At 59.5% G+C, this 15,948-nt stretch carries 13 protein-coding genes; 7 read left to right on the plus strand and 6 right to left on the minus strand.

The genetic code is table 11. The features are described from left to right. Positions 1-172: 172 nt before the first annotated feature. Positions 173-847, minus strand: a complete 675-nt coding sequence (locus tag NKI63_RS17845) for a LuxR C-terminal-related transcriptional regulator (RefSeq protein ID WP_352480474.1) — start codon at positions 845-847, stop codon at positions 173-175. Positions 848-1,358: 511 nt separating this feature from the next. Here NKI63_RS17845 and NKI63_RS17850 point away from each other — a divergent pair. From NKI63_RS17850 to NKI63_RS17875, 6 genes are all read left to right on the plus strand, one after another. After that, on the plus strand, positions 1,359-2,081 hold the full coding sequence (locus NKI63_RS17850; RefSeq protein WP_023675619.1) for a nucleotidyltransferase family protein: 723 nt from the start codon (positions 1,359-1,361) through the stop codon (positions 2,079-2,081). Between the two features lie 47 nt (positions 2,082-2,128). Continuing rightward, on the plus strand, positions 2,129-3,265 hold the full coding sequence (locus tag NKI63_RS17855) for a DegT/DnrJ/EryC1/StrS family aminotransferase (RefSeq protein ID WP_352480475.1): 1,137 nt from the start codon (positions 2,129-2,131) through the stop codon (positions 3,263-3,265). Continuing rightward, on the plus strand, positions 3,262-3,936 hold the full coding sequence (locus NKI63_RS17860) for a sugar transferase (RefSeq protein ID WP_352507236.1): 675 nt from the start codon (positions 3,262-3,264) through the stop codon (positions 3,934-3,936). The genes NKI63_RS17855 and NKI63_RS17860 overlap by 4 nt, the downstream gene beginning before the upstream one ends. Before the next feature lie 74 nt (positions 3,937-4,010). Further along, a complete protein-coding gene (locus NKI63_RS17865) occupies positions 4,011-5,015 on the plus strand; it encodes an SDR family NAD(P)-dependent oxidoreductase (protein ID WP_352480477.1) in 1,005 nt (334 codons plus the stop codon). Beyond that, positions 5,012-6,286: a hypothetical protein gene (locus NKI63_RS17870; protein WP_352507235.1), complete on the plus strand. Its 1,275-nt coding sequence runs from the start codon at positions 5,012-5,014 to the stop codon at positions 6,284-6,286. The genes NKI63_RS17865 and NKI63_RS17870 overlap by 4 nt, the downstream gene beginning before the upstream one ends. Continuing rightward, entirely contained in the window at positions 6,273-7,535 is a 1,263-nt protein-coding gene (locus tag NKI63_RS17875) for a polysaccharide biosynthesis/export family protein (RefSeq protein WP_352507234.1), read from the plus strand. Before NKI63_RS17870 ends, NKI63_RS17875 begins: the two co-directional genes overlap by 14 nt. Positions 7,536-7,572: 37 nt before the next feature. On the opposite strand, the gene NKI63_RS17880 is transcribed toward NKI63_RS17875, so the two are convergent. Next, positions 7,573-8,871 carry an HlyD family type I secretion periplasmic adaptor subunit gene (locus NKI63_RS17880; RefSeq protein WP_352507233.1) on the minus strand — a complete coding sequence of 433 codons (1,299 nt, stop codon included), beginning with the start codon at positions 8,869-8,871 and terminating at the stop codon, positions 7,573-7,575. 242 nt (positions 8,872-9,113) lie between these two features. Then, positions 9,114-10,865 carry a type I secretion system permease/ATPase gene (locus tag NKI63_RS17885; RefSeq protein ID WP_352822594.1) on the minus strand — a complete coding sequence of 584 codons (1,752 nt, stop codon included), beginning with the start codon at positions 10,863-10,865 and terminating at the stop codon, positions 9,114-9,116. Positions 10,866-11,271: 406 nt separating this feature from the next. Here NKI63_RS17885 and NKI63_RS17890 point away from each other — a divergent pair, with 406 nt between their 5' ends. Then, positions 11,272-11,964: a N5-glutamine methyltransferase family protein gene (locus tag NKI63_RS17890; protein ID WP_352802995.1), complete on the plus strand. Its 693-nt coding sequence runs from the start codon at positions 11,272-11,274 to the stop codon at positions 11,962-11,964. An 85-nt stretch (positions 11,965-12,049) separates the two neighbouring features. Here the strand turns inward: NKI63_RS17890 and NKI63_RS17895 are convergent, their stop codons facing one another. From NKI63_RS17895 to asnB, 3 genes are read right to left on the minus strand one after another with little or no spacing between them, the layout of a single operon-like run. Beyond that, positions 12,050-12,316, minus strand: coding sequence for an acyl carrier protein (locus NKI63_RS17895; protein WP_254819389.1), 267 nt, complete (start codon positions 12,314-12,316; stop codon positions 12,050-12,052). Between the two features lie 56 nt (positions 12,317-12,372). Continuing rightward, a complete protein-coding gene (locus tag NKI63_RS17900; RefSeq protein ID WP_352737313.1) occupies positions 12,373-13,929 on the minus strand; it encodes a class I adenylate-forming enzyme family protein in 1,557 nt (518 codons plus the stop codon). Then, complete coding sequence (gene asnB / locus NKI63_RS17905; RefSeq protein WP_352737314.1) at positions 13,926-15,947, minus strand: asparagine synthase (glutamine-hydrolyzing); 2,022 nt, start codon at positions 15,945-15,947, stop codon at positions 13,926-13,928. The genes NKI63_RS17900 and asnB overlap by 4 nt, the downstream gene beginning before the upstream one ends. Position 15,948: the final 1 nt, after the last annotated feature.

Raw genomic sequence — 15,948 nt, forward strand, 5'->3', positions numbered from 1 at the left:
ACAATCGGAAGCAGATATCTAAAGGCGGGTGGCGCTGAGCGGCCTTTGAGATGGGCAGTGTTCTTTCCAAGAATGTCGTTGGCCCAAAGCTGCGCCGTGGCTTTGGGATATGCAGTAATATGCGTGAGGAGTCATGGGATGCCGTTGCACGTCCAAAAGGACGCGCGGCGCTCTAGCTGGCATGTCTCGAAAGCCAAGTCTTCAGCATAACGGCAGCCTCGGTCCGATTGCGTACCCCCAATTCACGCAGAACCGCAGCAGCGTGGATTTTCGTGGTCGCCTCCGCGATTTCCAGATCGCGCGCAATTTCCTTGTTTGAATAGCCTTCCGCCATCAGCTTGAGGACTTCCTTTTGCCTCGAGGTCAGCCTGCCAAGGTTGACGCCAGCGGTACGTCGCTGTGGGCCCTTCTCGGAGTGGGTATGCGCGTGGGTTGCTTGCGTTGCACCCGAGCGTGACAGAAGTGCGGGAACATAGATGCGCCCGGAGAGGATTTCATTGACGGCCAAAACAACCTCTTCGTCCGTCTGCGACTTTACGATGTAACCGTGAAGCCCGATCGACAGAGCCGTGAGTATTTCCGAGCGTGAATCGTTTCCGGAAACGATCGCAAATCGCGTATCCGGATAGGCGGACAGGATCCCGCCGAGCACTTCTTGATTGAACAGGCCTGGCATATTCAGATCCAGGATCGCGAGATCCACGAACGATTGCTCCGCCAGCAAACTGAGCACCGCGTCGAAACAAGACGCTTCAAATATCTCTACACCTGGAATGCCTGCGGTCAGTGCCAATCGCAAGCCGCGACGATACAAGCCGTGATCGTCGGCGATGACGATTCGATACATTGAACTACCCCAACGCGTATCTGAATGGATTGAACGGTGATGGGCCTGAAGTCGTAGCCATTCACTCGTCGATTCATCCAGCCGACGCCGCGGCACCCCCAACACCACAAACGCCGAATTTCTAATATAATCTTAAATAACGGGAAACGCTCCTCTTTTTTTTGCCCCTTGTGAGCGAACCCGCCGAACGTCGTCGAACATACGTTCTGACCTTTTGGAAAGCTGACAGACCGGCTGGTCATTCAGCACTGCCATAGATCCAAAGATATAGAACAGCAAAACGGCCGAATTGTTACCATTCGAATGCACGACGACATCCACCCCGACGGCCACATACCATCCAGATGCAATGTCCGGATCAGGGATCGGTGGGGAAATCTCACCGGTCTTCTGCGGGAAATCTCACCGGTTCTTCGGAGGGGCAAAGAACGTGTTTCCCGGGTGCTGACCAAGGCAGGATAGCCGGCCCGTGACGATAGCGTTCAGGCCGAATGAACAAGGGAGGACCAGGATGAAAGCGGTGATTCAATGTGGAGGAATGGGAACACGCCTCCGCCCCTTCACTTCGGTCTTGCCGAAGCCGCTCATGCCGATCGGCGCACGGCCGGTTCTCGAGATGCTTCTGAAATGGTTGCGACGCAACGGTATTCAGGAAGTCTATATTACAACCGGGTATCTCGGCCACTTGATCCGCACCGTGTGTGGAGATGGCTCGCAGTGGAACCTGAAAATTCGATATACGCAGGAGATGGAGCCGCTTGGCACCATCGGGCCACTGTCTTTGATCAGGGATGAACTGACGGAGCCGTTTATCGTTCTCAATGGCGACGTCCTTACGGATCTAAGCCTCAGTCGATTTGTAGCAGCGCACCGTAAGCACACCGATCCGGTGACGATCGCAACAGCCTGTCGTCTGATCAAGATGGATTTCGGCGTCATCGACGAAGTCGACAATACCGTGCAGGTCTTTCGCGAGAAGCCGACCCTCTCGCATCTGGTCAGCATGGGAATTTACTGCATGAACCCGGACGTTCTGCAGTTTATCCCATCCGGCATACCCTTTGGGTTCGACGACCTGATGCTGCAGATGATGCAGAACGGCACAACCGTGCACGTGTACAAGCATGAGGGTCTCTGGCTCGATATCGGGCGCGTCGACGACTTCCAGAACGCACAGACCATTTCCTGGGAAGACCAATCGGCCTCGATCGAGGTCACCGCGACGGCTGCATGATGAAGTCACGAGCTCGGTTCCCACAATTATCAGTCTAGGAGGTTGTGATGCTCTTGGTCAGTGCCCCGATCCTGGGTGTGCCGGAAAAGACTGCTTTGACCAAGGTCATCGACAGCGGCTGGCTGACAATGGGGGAGCAGGTACGAGCCTTCGAACAAGCTTTTGCCGACGTCCATGGTGCGGAGGATTGCGTCGCGGTCGGTTCTTGTACGGCAGCGCTTCATCTCATTTTGCACGCACTTGGCATCGGACCGGGCGACGAGGTGCTGGTGCCATCCTTGACTTTCGTGGCGACCGCAAATGCGGTCCTCTATGTCGGTGCGACACCGGTCTTCGTGGACATCGAGTCAGCCGACGTGCCGCTGATGTCGATCGTGGAAGCCGAAGCGAAATGCACGACCCGCACCAAGGCAATCATTCTCGTCCATTTCGCCGGCTACCTCGCCGATCGGGAACAATGGCAGAGGTTCGCCCGTGCCCGGGGGCTGCATATCGTCGAGGACGCGGCGCATGCGCCGGGCTTGAAGGAGGTGGGGACATTTGGTGCCGCGGCCGCCTTCAGCTTCTACGGCAACAAGAACATGACCACGGCGGAAGGCGGGGCTGTGATCGCCAGGGATGCCGGTCTGCTCGAGACAATCCGCCAGGCGCGTGGACATGGGATGACCACCGGGACACGTCAAAGGCTGAACAGCCGCACCCCTCAGTATGATGTCACCATGCTCGGATTCAACTATCGCATGGATGAATTGCGGGCTGCGATCGGACTCGTCCAGCTGCAAAATTTGCAGGAGTGGAATGAGATCAGGCGTATCCTGGTCATGCTGTATCGCCGTCTCATAGCCAAGCATTGTCCGGCCGTGACCATCCCGTTCCACGAGCCGCGGACGTCGGCCTACCACATCATGCCTATCCTTTTGCCACGTTACGCCGACAGGCAAGACGTCATCGACGCACTGCGCGCGCAAGGGATACAAACCACTATCCACTACCCGCCGGTGCACCAGATGACGCTCTATCGTGAGCTTATCCCCGATACTCATTTGCCGCGCACCGAAGATTTCGCGCAGCGCGAGCTGACGGTACCGCTGCATCCGCAGGTCACGGCACCTTTGGTCGAAACGGTGGTTGTCGCTCTTGCCGCAGCGGTTAGCGGTTGCGCTCAGACAGGAACAGCCGCATGAATGCCCTGGACGTAGCCATTCACCGGCCTAACGTCTCAAGTGCCGCCCATGGGACTGTGAGACGAGCAATTGATCTCGTCATTGCTGCGGCCGCGGCGATCGTCTTTGCTCCGCTGATGTTGCTGATTGCCGTGGCGCTGCTGCTGGAAGGCGGTCGGCCCATCTTCTTTACGCAGACCCGCGTCGGGGCCGGTGCTCGCCCATTCCGCATGTACAAGTTCCGCAAGTTCAGCGTAAAATGCGATCCCGGTGGCTTGGCGCTGACCATGGCCGATGACAGCCGCATGACGCCGGTAGGACGGTTCCTCGCCGTCACCAAGTTCGACGAGCTGCCGCAGCTTTGGAACGTCTTCAGGGGCGAGATGGCAATCGTCGGGCCGCGCCCGGAGAGCCTTGTCTTCGCCGATTGTTTTCGCGGGGGCTTCGAGGGTATTTTACAATACAAGCCAGGCTTGCTTGGTCCAGCCCAGGTTCTCTTCCGGAATGAAGCGCATTTTTATCCGCGATCCGTGGACCCGTTACTGTTCTACCGTGAGGTCTTGTTTCCGGCCAAAGCCAGGCTTGACCTTTCCTATTATCCGCAACGCACGATCGTCTCCGATGTCGTCTGGATGGTGCGCGGCCTGCTGGCGGTGCTTGGCGTCGTTTCGCCGCCGCCGATCGAAACTTGAGAGCAGATGGGACATCGGCGCTCTCGTGGATTTGCAAAGTCAGTGCCTCACGTCATAGGGGGAACGCTTGGGTCATGGCATACAAGGGCAGGAAAGTTCTGGTTACGGGTGCCGATGGGTTCATCGGTTCGCATCTCACCGAGGCGCTCGTCCGCAGCGGTGCCGACGTCACCGCGGTGGCTCTCTACAATTCCTTCGACAGCCACGGCTGGCTGGACGATTTACCGGACACTATACGAAGCCAGTTGAACCTCATCCGCGGCGATGTTCGCGACAGCGCGTTCGTTAATCGGATCGTGCGCGGCCAGGCGGTCGTGTTTCATCTCGCCGCACTGATCGCTATCCCGTATTCGTATGCCGCCGCCCAGTCCTATGTGGAAACCAACATCCTGGGCACGGTCAACGTCCTCGAAGCGGCGCGCCAATGGGAGACAGAGCGTGTGGTGCACACCTCGACAAGCGAGGTTTATGGCACCGCGCTGACAATGCCTATCAGCGAGTCCCACCCATTGCAGGGACAGTCACCGTATTCGGCATCCAAGATCGGTGCGGACATGATGGCGGAGTCCTACGCCAGATCGTTCGACATTCCCGTGGTTATCATGCGGCCCTTCAATACGTACGGCCCACGCCAAAGTGAGCGGGCCATCGTACCGACCATCATACGTCAGGCTCTCGATAAAAAATGCCCTGCGATCATGGTGGGAGACACAAGCCCGATCCGCGACCTTACTTTCGTGGAAGACACCGCGGCGGCGTTTTTGACCGCAGGTTCGGCCGAGCTCGAATTTGGCCATGCCTACAACGCCGGAAGCCAGCGCGCTGTGACGATCTCGGACATATTGGATCTGGTGATCGAGTTGAGTGGCTGCAAGAAACCAATTCACCGCGACGAGCGCCGGCTGCGGCCGCAGAATTCCGAGGTGCGTGCCTTGCTGGCCGATTCTTCGCTCCTCGAAAGCAAGACTGGATGGCGCGCCCAGACCAGCCTGCGCGAAGGCTTGGAGCGGACCATCGGATGGTGGCAAGGGCGCCTCAGCGAAGGCCGGGTGCGACACGAAATGGGCTACATGACATGACCTTTCGCCCGCGTGGGTTGGCTCCGCTGTTGATTGCGGCTGCCTTGTCGTTGGATTTGTCCACGGCCAGCGGCCGGCAAGACAGCGCGCCGACACAGTTTGTCGCGCCAGTGATGATGGATCTGCCCGATTATCTCCAACCCGCGACGGATCCAGCCTTCGGGACAGTTTTCATGCGCATCACCAAGCCTGGCGCTCTTGGCAATGGCGTCGTATGCGAGAAGAAATTTTGCAGCCACCGTTATTCCAGCTCCCAGGCATGGAATTCAGACCAGAGCCTCCTCGTCATCACCAACGGCTGCAATGGCATGTGCTTTTTCGACGGGCACACCTATGTCCCGCTTTTCCGTCGCGCTCGATCGGCTGAATGCGAATGGCATCCGCAAAATCCCGATCTGATGATTTGCGTTCAGGACCGGAAAATTTCGACCTGGGCGCCACGGACCAATCGCGAAGACGTGCTGTTCGTGTCGCCGAATTACCATGATCTTCAGTTCGGTCCGTCCAAAGGCAATCCTAGCCGCGACGGCGACCGCATAGCAGTGCGCGCGATCCGTGGGGATGGTGCGATGGTTGCCTTTGCCTATGATCTCAAGCAGCGCCGGAAATTTCCTGACATCGATCTTGCCCAGCTTGCCGGAACGGTCAGCGCCTGCTCGATCTCCCCGCTGGGAGCGAACATCCTGTGCTTTCAGAACGTGAACGAAGACACAGAACAGCGAGCTATTTTCTCCGTCGACGGGACGTTGCGGCAGAGGTGGACGGACCATCATCGGCCCGGCCATGGCGATATGACGGTCGATGATGACGGTAGCGAAGTTTTCGTGGGCATCAGCAAATCCGACCCTGACAAATATCACGTCATCAAAAGGAGACTGATTGACGGGAAGGTCACCTCGCTTATGAAATTTGGCGAAGCGGAGCATGCGTCCGCGCGGGCACTGGACAGGAGCGGCTGGGTGTTCGTGAGCTATGGCGGCAATCCCGATGAGATATCTGCCAATCGCGACTGGGCGCCATATGCGCGAGAGGTGATCGCGCTGCGCCTCGATGGCAGCGGTGAGGTTCGACGAGTCACGCAAACCCACAACGTCCCGTCCGACTATTGGAGCGAAACCCATGCCTCGCCGTCCCCCGACGGCTCACAGGTGATCTGGTCGAGCAACTGGGGCGTGCCTGGCGGGCCAGTCTACGAATTCATCACCCGTCTCGATTGGCCGGAAGAGTCGCGGTCGAACCAGAAGGAGATTGCCGCCAATGGTCCTCGTTAATCGAATCCTTCTTGTCGTGCTCGGCATGCTAGCCGCGATGGAAACGGCCGCTGCGGCGGAAGCACGGGTTGCTTATCGACTTTCCGCCGGCGATACCGTCGAGATAGGAATTGCCTCCATCTCTGAGCGAACGCAACGTGCGGTGGTCCAGATGGACGGCACGATCGCGCTTCCCGAAGTCGGGATGGTTTCGGTTGGCGGCCTGACTCCGGCCGAACTGCAGACACGCATGCAGACGATCTTGCCAACCAAGATATTCCACCAGCGGCTGCCTGACGGGCGGGAGCAAATGATCGTCATCAAGCCGACAGACGTGACCGCCGTGGTTGCAGAGTACAGGCCGATCTATGTGACTGGCGACGTGCTCACTCCCGGACAGCAGGCCTATCGCCCGCTGATGACCGTGCGGCAGGCGATTGCGGTGTCAGGTGGCTTCAGCCTTTTGCGGTCCCGGGCAAACCAGGTTGGCCCCGATCCGGTGGATCTGCGGCGCGATTATGAGTCGCTTTGGGGGGAATACACGAGAGACTATTTTCACAGCGCCCGTCTGCGCGCCGAACTTCAGGGTAAGTCGACTTTCGACATGCAGCCACCACAAGGGTCGCCGTTGTCGGCAGGTTTTGCGTCGGCGATCGCGCAGGCCGAAGCAGAAGGGCTGAAGCTCTCGTTGGACAATTTCCAGAAAGAGCAGAGCTTTCTCGACAAAAGTGGCAAGGATGCTGCAGCGCAAACCGAGACCTTGCTCGAGCGCGAGCGGGCCGAAGCGGATGGGGTGAAGGCGGACGAAGACGAACTGGCGCGCGTAAGGAAAGCGTTTGAGTCGGGAAATCTAACCAATACCCGGCTCGCCGACGTCCGGCGCGCTTTGGTGCTCTCTTCCAGCCGGGCACTCGAAACCTCGGTTGAACTTATGAGAGCACGACGTCAGCAGGACGATTTTGCCAGACAGCGCGAACGCAATGACAACCAAAGAAGGATCGGTCTGTTGACCGAGCTGAAGGATACCAACGTGCGCCTTGCCGACGTCAGCGCAAGACTTCGCGCCGCCAGCCAGAAGTTGCAGCCCACGGGAGCGGCCGCCCTGCCGTTGCCGGTTGCCGGCGAAAGGATCCAGGCCGAGGTAACGATCATTCGCAAGCTCGGCGAAGAATGGCGGAAACAGCTTGTCCAAGAAGACACCGAGGTCATGCCGGGAGACACGATCGAGGTCAGGTTCAGCAGCGCTCTCGAAAACGCGGCGACCCGATGAATCGGCCGGGCTGCCGGTTGAGAGTGTGGCAGCCTCCTTACTGCCTGAAGGCCCTGGAGAACTGGTCGGTAAGAGGCTTCATCAAGTAGGACCAGACACTGCGCTCGTCGGTTCTTATGTGGACTTCGGCGGGCATGCCGGGTTTGAGTATTTTCTCTCCAGTCAGGCAGGTCGCTTCATTCTCGACGTCGATGCGAGCCGAAAAATAGGAAAGCTGGCGTTGCTGATCCTTGATCAGATCCGCTGAGACGCGCTTGACCGAGCCTTCGCAAGCAGGTGTGGTGCCGGCGTCGAACGCCGGAAAGCGGATCGATACCTGCTGTCCGGGATGAATCTCATCGATACGCGACGGAGGAATGGAAGCGTCGACGACAAGGTTGTCGGAATCGGGCACAATCATCATGAGCACCTCTCCGGCGCCAATTACGCCTCCGACGGTGTGGACCGAGGATTCTTGTACCGTGCCCGACTGCGGGGCACGAATGTCTGTCCTGCCGAGTTCGTCTTCGGCCACCACCTTGCGCTCACTGAGTTCGGTCTGCTTGGCTTCCGTTTCGCGAAGTTCGTTGGTCACGTCGCTCCGCATTTGTTCGTCGAGCTGAAGCACCTGCAGGTCCGTTTCACTGATGTGAGCCTGTACCTCCGCTATCGCCGCGACAAGGCGTCCCGATTCGCCGCGAGTCCGGGTCTTCTCCAGGCTGACATTGCTCAACCTCTCCTTGGACACCAACTTCTTTGCATAGAGAGATTCGACATCTGCAAGGTTCTTGGTCAGCAGATCCAGAGACTCGTCCGTCGCAGACTGCTGCGATTTGAGGCCATCGATCTGACGTTCCAGCTGCTTCGAGCGGCTTTGCAATTGGGCTTTCTGGCCAGCCAGCGCCGCAGCACGGCTTTCAAACAAGGCACGCTCGCCACTGACAAGTGCCGCCACTTGCGGATCACCCATTTGAGCGCGAAGGTCGGGCGGGATCTGCATTTCCGGCAGACCCTGGCGCTCGGCCTCCAGTCGGGCCAGACGAATGGTGGCGCGATTGAGGTCCTCGGTGATTATCTGCAGGTTTGCTCGGGTCAAGGTGTTGTCCAGCCTGACCAACACGTCGCCGGCCTTCACATGATCGCCGTCCTGCGCGAAGATTCCGCCGATGGTGCCGCCGGTTTGATGCTGCACTTTTTTTATGTTGCTTTCGACCACCACAGTCGCAGGCGCAATCACCGCGCCGGCAATCTTGGTCAATCCCAACCAGAGCCCTCCGCCAAAGACCAACAGCAAGCTGGTTGCCAGGCCCAGGAGCAGATTGGCCCGGATGCCATCCGGATCTGGCTTCGTCTCCAACGAACGGCTCTCACCGCCGGCGGCGACGTATGACGACACGGTAACAGTGGAGCGATACCTCGCATATGCTCGGCCGCACCTTTGCGCGGCGGAACGACAATTTGTTGCCAGGCTCCGGACCAGATTACCCCAGGGTAGATTGGCTCGAATGCCATCCGACTCCGGCTTCGCCCCGGTCGGCTGGCCTTCGCCGCCAACCGCAGCATATGACGACATGGTCACGTTAGACACTAAGCAATACCTCACGCATGCCCGCTTGCACCGTGCTGCAGCGGAACGACAATGTTTGGCTTGTCCGGACGCGGGAAGGGCCGGACCACATTTGCCAGAACGTCTTCGCGCGAGCCGAACGAATGGAGCATCCCGTTCGACAGGACGAGTACCTGATCGATGTTGACGAGAGCGGAGGGGCGATGCGCAACGACGATCACGATACCGCCGCGCTGACGCACAGCCAGGATTGCGCCGGCCAAAGCAGCATCGCCGTCTGCGTCCAGATTGGAATTTGGTTCGTCAAGAACGACGAGGAAGGGATCGCCGTAAAGTGCCCTGGCAAGCCCGACGAGCTGCCTCTGCCCAGCCGAAAGGGCCGCGCCGCCTTCTCCGATGCGTGTTTGAAAACCCTGCGGAAGACGCATGATCATCTTGTCCACGCCCGCAGCCTTGGCAGCTGCCAGCACGCCTTTTGCGTCGCTTTTGCCGCCGAACCTCGAAATGTTATCGGCGATCGTCCCGTCGAACAGCTCAACGTCTTGTGGCAGGTAGCCAATATGAATGCCGAGCAGTTCTGAGTTCCACTGATCGAGCGAGGCGCCGTCCAATCTTACCGTGCCACGAAGCGGCTTCCACGCCCCGACCAAAGCGCGCACGAGCGTGGTCTTGCCGGAGCCGCTCGGGCCGACGACCGCGAGCCCTGCGCCTCTTGCCAAGCGGAAGCTTACATTGAAGATGGTTGGCTTCTGCAGGCTTGGTGGCGCGACAGTCAAATCTTCGACCGCAAGCTCCGCCTTTGGGCGCGGCAGTTCCATTGTCTCTTGCTGGCTAGCAAAGGCATCCAGCGCTGCCGCCAGCTCGGAATAGCTCTTGCGGGTTGCCAGAAACCCTCTCCAGTTTGCGATGGCCACATCGACCGGTGCCAGTGAGCGGCCCAGCAAAATGGACGATGCAATGATCACGCCGGGCGAGGCCTCGCCCCCGATCACAAGGTAGGCACCAAGCCCCAGCACACATGATTGCAAGGCCATTCGGAGCGTCTTCGACAGTGAGCTCGCTGCGCCGACGACGTCCGAAAGCCGTTCCTGGTTCTTCAGATAAAGATGACTGACCTCGTTCCAGCGCCGGCTAAGCGGAGCAGACAGGCCCATCGCCTGAACGACCTCTGCATTGCGGCGGCCGGAATCGGCCAGCAGCCGCTGCGCGACGAGTGTTTCAGATGCACGAGCCGCAGGTTTGCGGCCGATGATCTCGGCAACCACCGTCAAAAAAACAACGGCGCATGCACCGAGCGTTGCCAGCACGCCAAGGGCGGGGTGCAGCAGATAGATGACCACCATATAAAATGGTATCCAGGGAGCATCGAATAAGACCGTCGGCCCCAGCCCGGAAAGAAAGCCACGTAGCTGGTCCAGATCACGAAGCGGGTGTATCCGGTTCGCATCCGGCCCGGCGACGAGGGGCAGGGAAAGCGAGGCTGCAAACGCCTTTTGCTGCAGATTTTTATGCAGGCGGCTGCCGATGCGGACCAACAGGCGAAGCCTCACGAAATCGAGGAGCCCATAGGCCGCGTAAAGTCCCAGCATCCCGACGGTAAATCCGATAAGAGTCGGCACGCTCTGCGAAGGCAGCACGCGGTCGTAGACCTGGAGCATGTAGACGGAGCCGGTCAAGGCGAGGATATTTATCAATGCGGAGAAAACGCCTACGCCGACGAGGGCGTGCACACAGCCAAACATTGCGGAGCGTAGATCGAGCGAGCGCTCTTTGGTCGACTTCATGATGCGCGCTCATTGACGCGAAATTGCCGCGCAATCTCGTCGATTCTTTCGATGAGGGACAAACTTTAACCTTCCGGGAAGCAGCAGCTCCGCCCCGCTGCTGGAACATTACGAATTGCTTACATATGTGCCTTCTTTGATTAAAATGTAGCAAAATCGTGACGCCAGGCTGAGAATTCGGCAACTGGCTCGCCAGCCTGGGGATAACCGGCTCGAGTAAGGAGATATTCCTAATCATGACACGGCGCAGAAGCTTATGGTCATCTTTGTAGCATCAGGGCTTCAAAGCGTCTGAGGCGGGATTGGGTTTTGATTTTGTCGATCGAGAGTTAAGCGGTTTTAAGATACACTTTATCGGTGCGCCATTGTCGGCCACCAACGCCGGATAAAACGGGAGGCGAGTGTCGTGAGCGAAGAGATCAATGTCGCCGATGCCTATGGCAGGGGCCGCAGCACCTTCATGGGACTGCAGCTGCTCGTCTCGCCCGGTGCGCTTGTTCCTCGACCGGAAACGGAACTGCTCGGCAACGCCGCTCTCGATGTTCTGAGCCAACTGAACTTGCCGGTACCTCGCGTTGTCGACATGTGCTGTGGGGCGGGCAATCTGGCGTGCGCCATCGCGCACCACGCCCCCACCGCGCGCGTGTGGGCAAGCGATCTTACCGACGGATGCGTGCAGGTCGCGCGCCGCAACGTCATCCATCTTGATTTGGAGGAGCGGGTAACGGTGCTTCAGGGCGACTTGTTCAGCGCCTTCTCCGGCCTGGAGCTTGACGGCACGATCGATGTGGTCGTTTGCAACCCGCCCTACATTTCGGAAAAACGGCTCGAGGGCGACCGTTCGCATCTGGTCGAACTCGAGCCGCGTGAAGCATTCGCAGCCGGCCCCTACGGCCTGAGCATCCACATGCGGGTGCTCAAGGAGGCGCCGCGTTATTTGCGGCGCGGAGGCATCCTGCTTTTCGAGGTCGGCCTTGGCCAGGACCGGCAGGTCATGAGTTTGCTCGAGCGTTCCAAGGTCTATGAGAGTATCCGGTCAGTCACCAATCCAGCCGGCGAGGGCCGGGTGGTTGTGGCACATACAAAGGCGCAGGCATAAGCGCCACAGTCGCGGCAGGCTTCAGACGCGCTGTCGCGGCTTAAAACAGCCGGGGATTTGAAACAGAGCTGCGGGCTTTCGGCAATCAGTTTCTCTTGCGCATAACGTATCGCGCAATTCCCTGGATGGAATCGAGGTTCTCGGGCAGCAGCTCGCTGTCTTCGACCGTGATGCCGAAGGTCTCCTCGATGAAGCCGATAACCTCGAGCACCCCCGTCGAGTCCACGATGCCCTGGTCGAGAAGCGAGGTGTCGCTCTCCAGACTGTCCGGATCGGCTATATAGAAATTCGAGGCCAGGAAAGCGCGAATTTGTTCACTGAAGGTATCGGTTCTATCCTTGGTAGATAACATTGATTTCGCCTCCGGTACAAAAGATGAATGCTGATCAACTTCGCTCTGGTGCCGACTCATGACAGGGCCGTTTTTTTGAGTTTGCCCGTGTCGGTCATCGGCAGACTGGGTACGATGACGATGGACTTCGGAACCATGAAGTTTTCCAGCCGTCTCTGGCACTCTTTCTGCAACTGCTTTTCGCCGAGCATGCTTCCCTTCTCCATCACGACAAACGCCTTCACTGCTTGCCCGAGCAGCTCGTCCGGAACGCCGATGACCGCGGCTTCCCGTACGCCGGCAATGTTCATCAACGCGTTTTCCACCTCCTTCGGCGCTATCTTCTCTCCGCGCGATTTTATGATCTCGTCGCCGCGACCGACAAAGTAGAGATAGCCCTCGGCGTCCATCCGGCAGTAGTCGCCGGTGTACAGGACCTGCTCACCCGGCAGCGGTCCGGGTTTGAGCTTTCTGGCTGTCGCCTCCGGCTTGCCCCAATAGCCCTTCATCACCGTCGCTCCGCGGATGACGAGCTGACCAACGACGCCGGGTCCGACCCGCCTGTCATGCTCGTCGACAATCCACATTTCCGTGTTGGGGATGGCGATCCCGACGCTCAACGGCTTTCGCTCAAGATCGTCCGGCGGCAGGTAGGTGCAGCGCTTGCATTCGGTAAGGCCGTACATCGAATAGATACGGGCGCCAGAAAACAGCTCCTGCAGCAGGAGAATGTGCTTGAGCGGCAGGGCGGCCGCAGTGTTGGTGACATAGCGAATGCTCGAAAAATCCTGATCCCTCAGAGACTTGAGCTCCCCGAGTGCGGCAAAGATGGTCGGTACGCCGGGAAAGCCCGTCACCCTTTCTTGCTTGATCAGCCCAAGGATCTGCGCCGGGAAGGCGAACGAACGCTCAAGCACCAGCCGGGCGCCCGCGCCGAACGCCATGATCATCTGGTAAAGACCGTAGTCGAAGGCGAGCGGCAGGACATTGAGGATCACCTCGTCTTCGGCAAGCGCCAGGTATGAGGAAATCGAGGCGCATGCGGCGATCATGTTTCGATGCGTCAGCATCACGCCCTTGGGCTCGCCCGTCGAGCCGGACGTATAAATGATCGCAGCGAGATCGATGTCGATGCAGCGGCGCGCGGGCGGCGTGCTGCGGGCTGCCGCGACCGCAGTATCCCAGCGCACAGCATGCGGCAGTTCTTGCAAGTCGTTGCGTTCGATCGGCCCGGAGACGATCATGCGGCGCAACGATGGGCAATTCCGCGCCGGGTCCCTGAAAATCGAGTGCAGGTGTTTGTCGGTGATCAGTGCGGTCGGGCGGCAGTCGTTGAGCAAATAATCGAGCTTGTCACTTTTGGTGAGCGGATTGACGATGCACACCACGGCGTTGGCCTTGAGCACCGCCCAGAAAGCGACGACGGCCTCGACAGTGTTGTCGGCGAAGATCACCACTCGATCGCCACGCGCAATTCCAGCCTCGGTCAAATGGTGCGCTACGGCGTTCGAGCGCATGTCGAGATCGCCATAGGTGACACGTTGATTGCCGCACACCAGGGCCACCTTGGCGCCGAACCGGCTGGCAGAGTTGGTGAGATAGTCGTGCAGGAGGGGTACGGCGCCATGCATCATGCGAGCACCTCTTCACGATGCTCGCGGTCGATATCGATGCTGAGCTTGAGCGTGCGAGCCCCACTTGGACGGCTCGCGATAAATTGCCGATGGAGAAGCTGTGTCGACAGCACTCCGACCAGCGCCATATTGTCGGAGTTGGACAGGTCGCCGCCGCCGGCGCTGGCTTGGCACTTGCTCAGGAGCCGGGTAACCGATTTGGGATCGAAGACGTTCGCTTCGCGCAGCGCCGCCTCCGAAAGTGCTTCGCGAATGTAGGCCGGAGCGCCATCTGCGACGAAGCAAAGCGCGTTGGGGGCCCGGTAAGGCTGTTTCTTGCGGGTGACGATTTCCGACGGCACGATCGGTTGCGCCACACGTTTCAGCACATGCTTTTCGTCGAGCACACGCAGCTTGTAGGCGGCCGGAAGCGAATTCGCGAGCCTCACGAGTTCATGGTCGAGGAACGGGAAGCGCCCCTCGACGGAATGAGCCATGAGCATCCTGTCCCCTTGTGAGGACAGCAGGTAGCCCGACATCAGCGTCTGGATCTCGATATACTGGTCCTGCGCAAGAGAGCCCCATCGCGAAAACTCCGACGGCAGGCGGGCAAGCAGCTCGGACACGGCGTTATGGCGCTCCGTTTGGGCGCGCATGTCTGCCGAAAACAGCCGCTTGATGGCGCTTGTGGTACGCCAGCGCGTGCCATGCGCAAAACCAGGCGCGTCACAGGCGTGGATGTCGCGCCCGAAGAACTGGCGTGCCATCGCTTGCTGCTGTACCGGCGAGCGGCTGAGATAAGGATAGAGGCGCTCCAGCAAACGGGAGCGTCGCTTCGAGGCGGGCTGGCGTCCCCAGAAGCGGCGGACCTTGCCTTCGCGGAACAAATCGTAGCCGGCGAACATTTCGTCGGCCCCTTCGCCGGTCAGCACGACCTTGATGCCATGCTGGCGCACCAGTCTCGAGAGCAGGAACAGCGGCGCCGGCGCGGTTCTTAGGATTGGCCGCTCGGCATGGTAGATCACCTCAGGGAAGATGCCAGCGATATCGCTGCGCGAAACAACCACCTCATGATGGTCGCTGCCGGCCACGCCGGCAACCAGGCGCTGGAAATGCGTCTCATCATATTCGGCGTCGGCAAAACGCAGCGAGAAAGTCTGGAAGCGCTCGCCCGCGAAGCGTCTCCCCAGCGTGGCGACCAGTGAGCTGTCGAGCCCGCCGGACAAATAGCAGCCAACCGGCACGTCGGCGCGTACTATCCTGAGCGCCGTCGCGGCCTCCAGGGCGCTGCGCACTTCCTCCACCGCGTCATCAAGCGAGCCGCTGAATTCATCATCGCCAGGCCCGTCAACCTCTGGATAGGCAGGCTTCCAAAAAGCCCGCTCGCGAACGACGCCGCGGTCATAAATGCGGACATGCCCAGGCGTGAGTTCGCTTACTCCTCCAAACACGCCTTGTGGCGGCGCGACAGTCCAAAGAGTAAAAGTCTGATCGATGCCGGCTGGATCGAACGCGCGGGGTATGTCCGCATCGGCCGCGAAAATGGCCTTCACCTCGCTGGCGAAGTAAAGCCGTCCGCCATGCTCGCAAAAGTGCAGCGGGCAGATGCCGAACCGATCCCGAGACAGGACGAGACGACCTGCCACGGAGTCCCAGATGGCGACTGCCCACTGCCCATTCATTCGCTCGAAGGCGGCCTCGCCCCAGGCATGATAGGCATGGACGATGACCTCGGTGTCGCTGCGTGTGCGGAAGCGATAACCGAGCGCGGCCAGGTCTTGTCGCAGCTCGACGTAATTGAAGATTTCGCCGTTGAAGACGATCCACATCGTGTCGCCCGCGCCGGCGAGTGGCTGCTGGCCGCTCGCGAGATCGATGACGGACAGGCGGGCATGTGCCAATCCCGCACGTCTGTCCCGGTAGAGGCCACGCTCGTCCGGGCCGCGATGCGCCAGCGCGCCCACCATGCGCATCAGCGCATCCCGGGAAGGGGGAGCCGCGGCGCCGCTCAGCGACACAATTCCGGCGATGCCGCACATC

It is taken from the genome of Mesorhizobium sp. M0410 (assembly GCF_040321435.1).
Classification (GTDB): Bacteria; Pseudomonadota; Alphaproteobacteria; order Rhizobiales; family Rhizobiaceae; genus Mesorhizobium.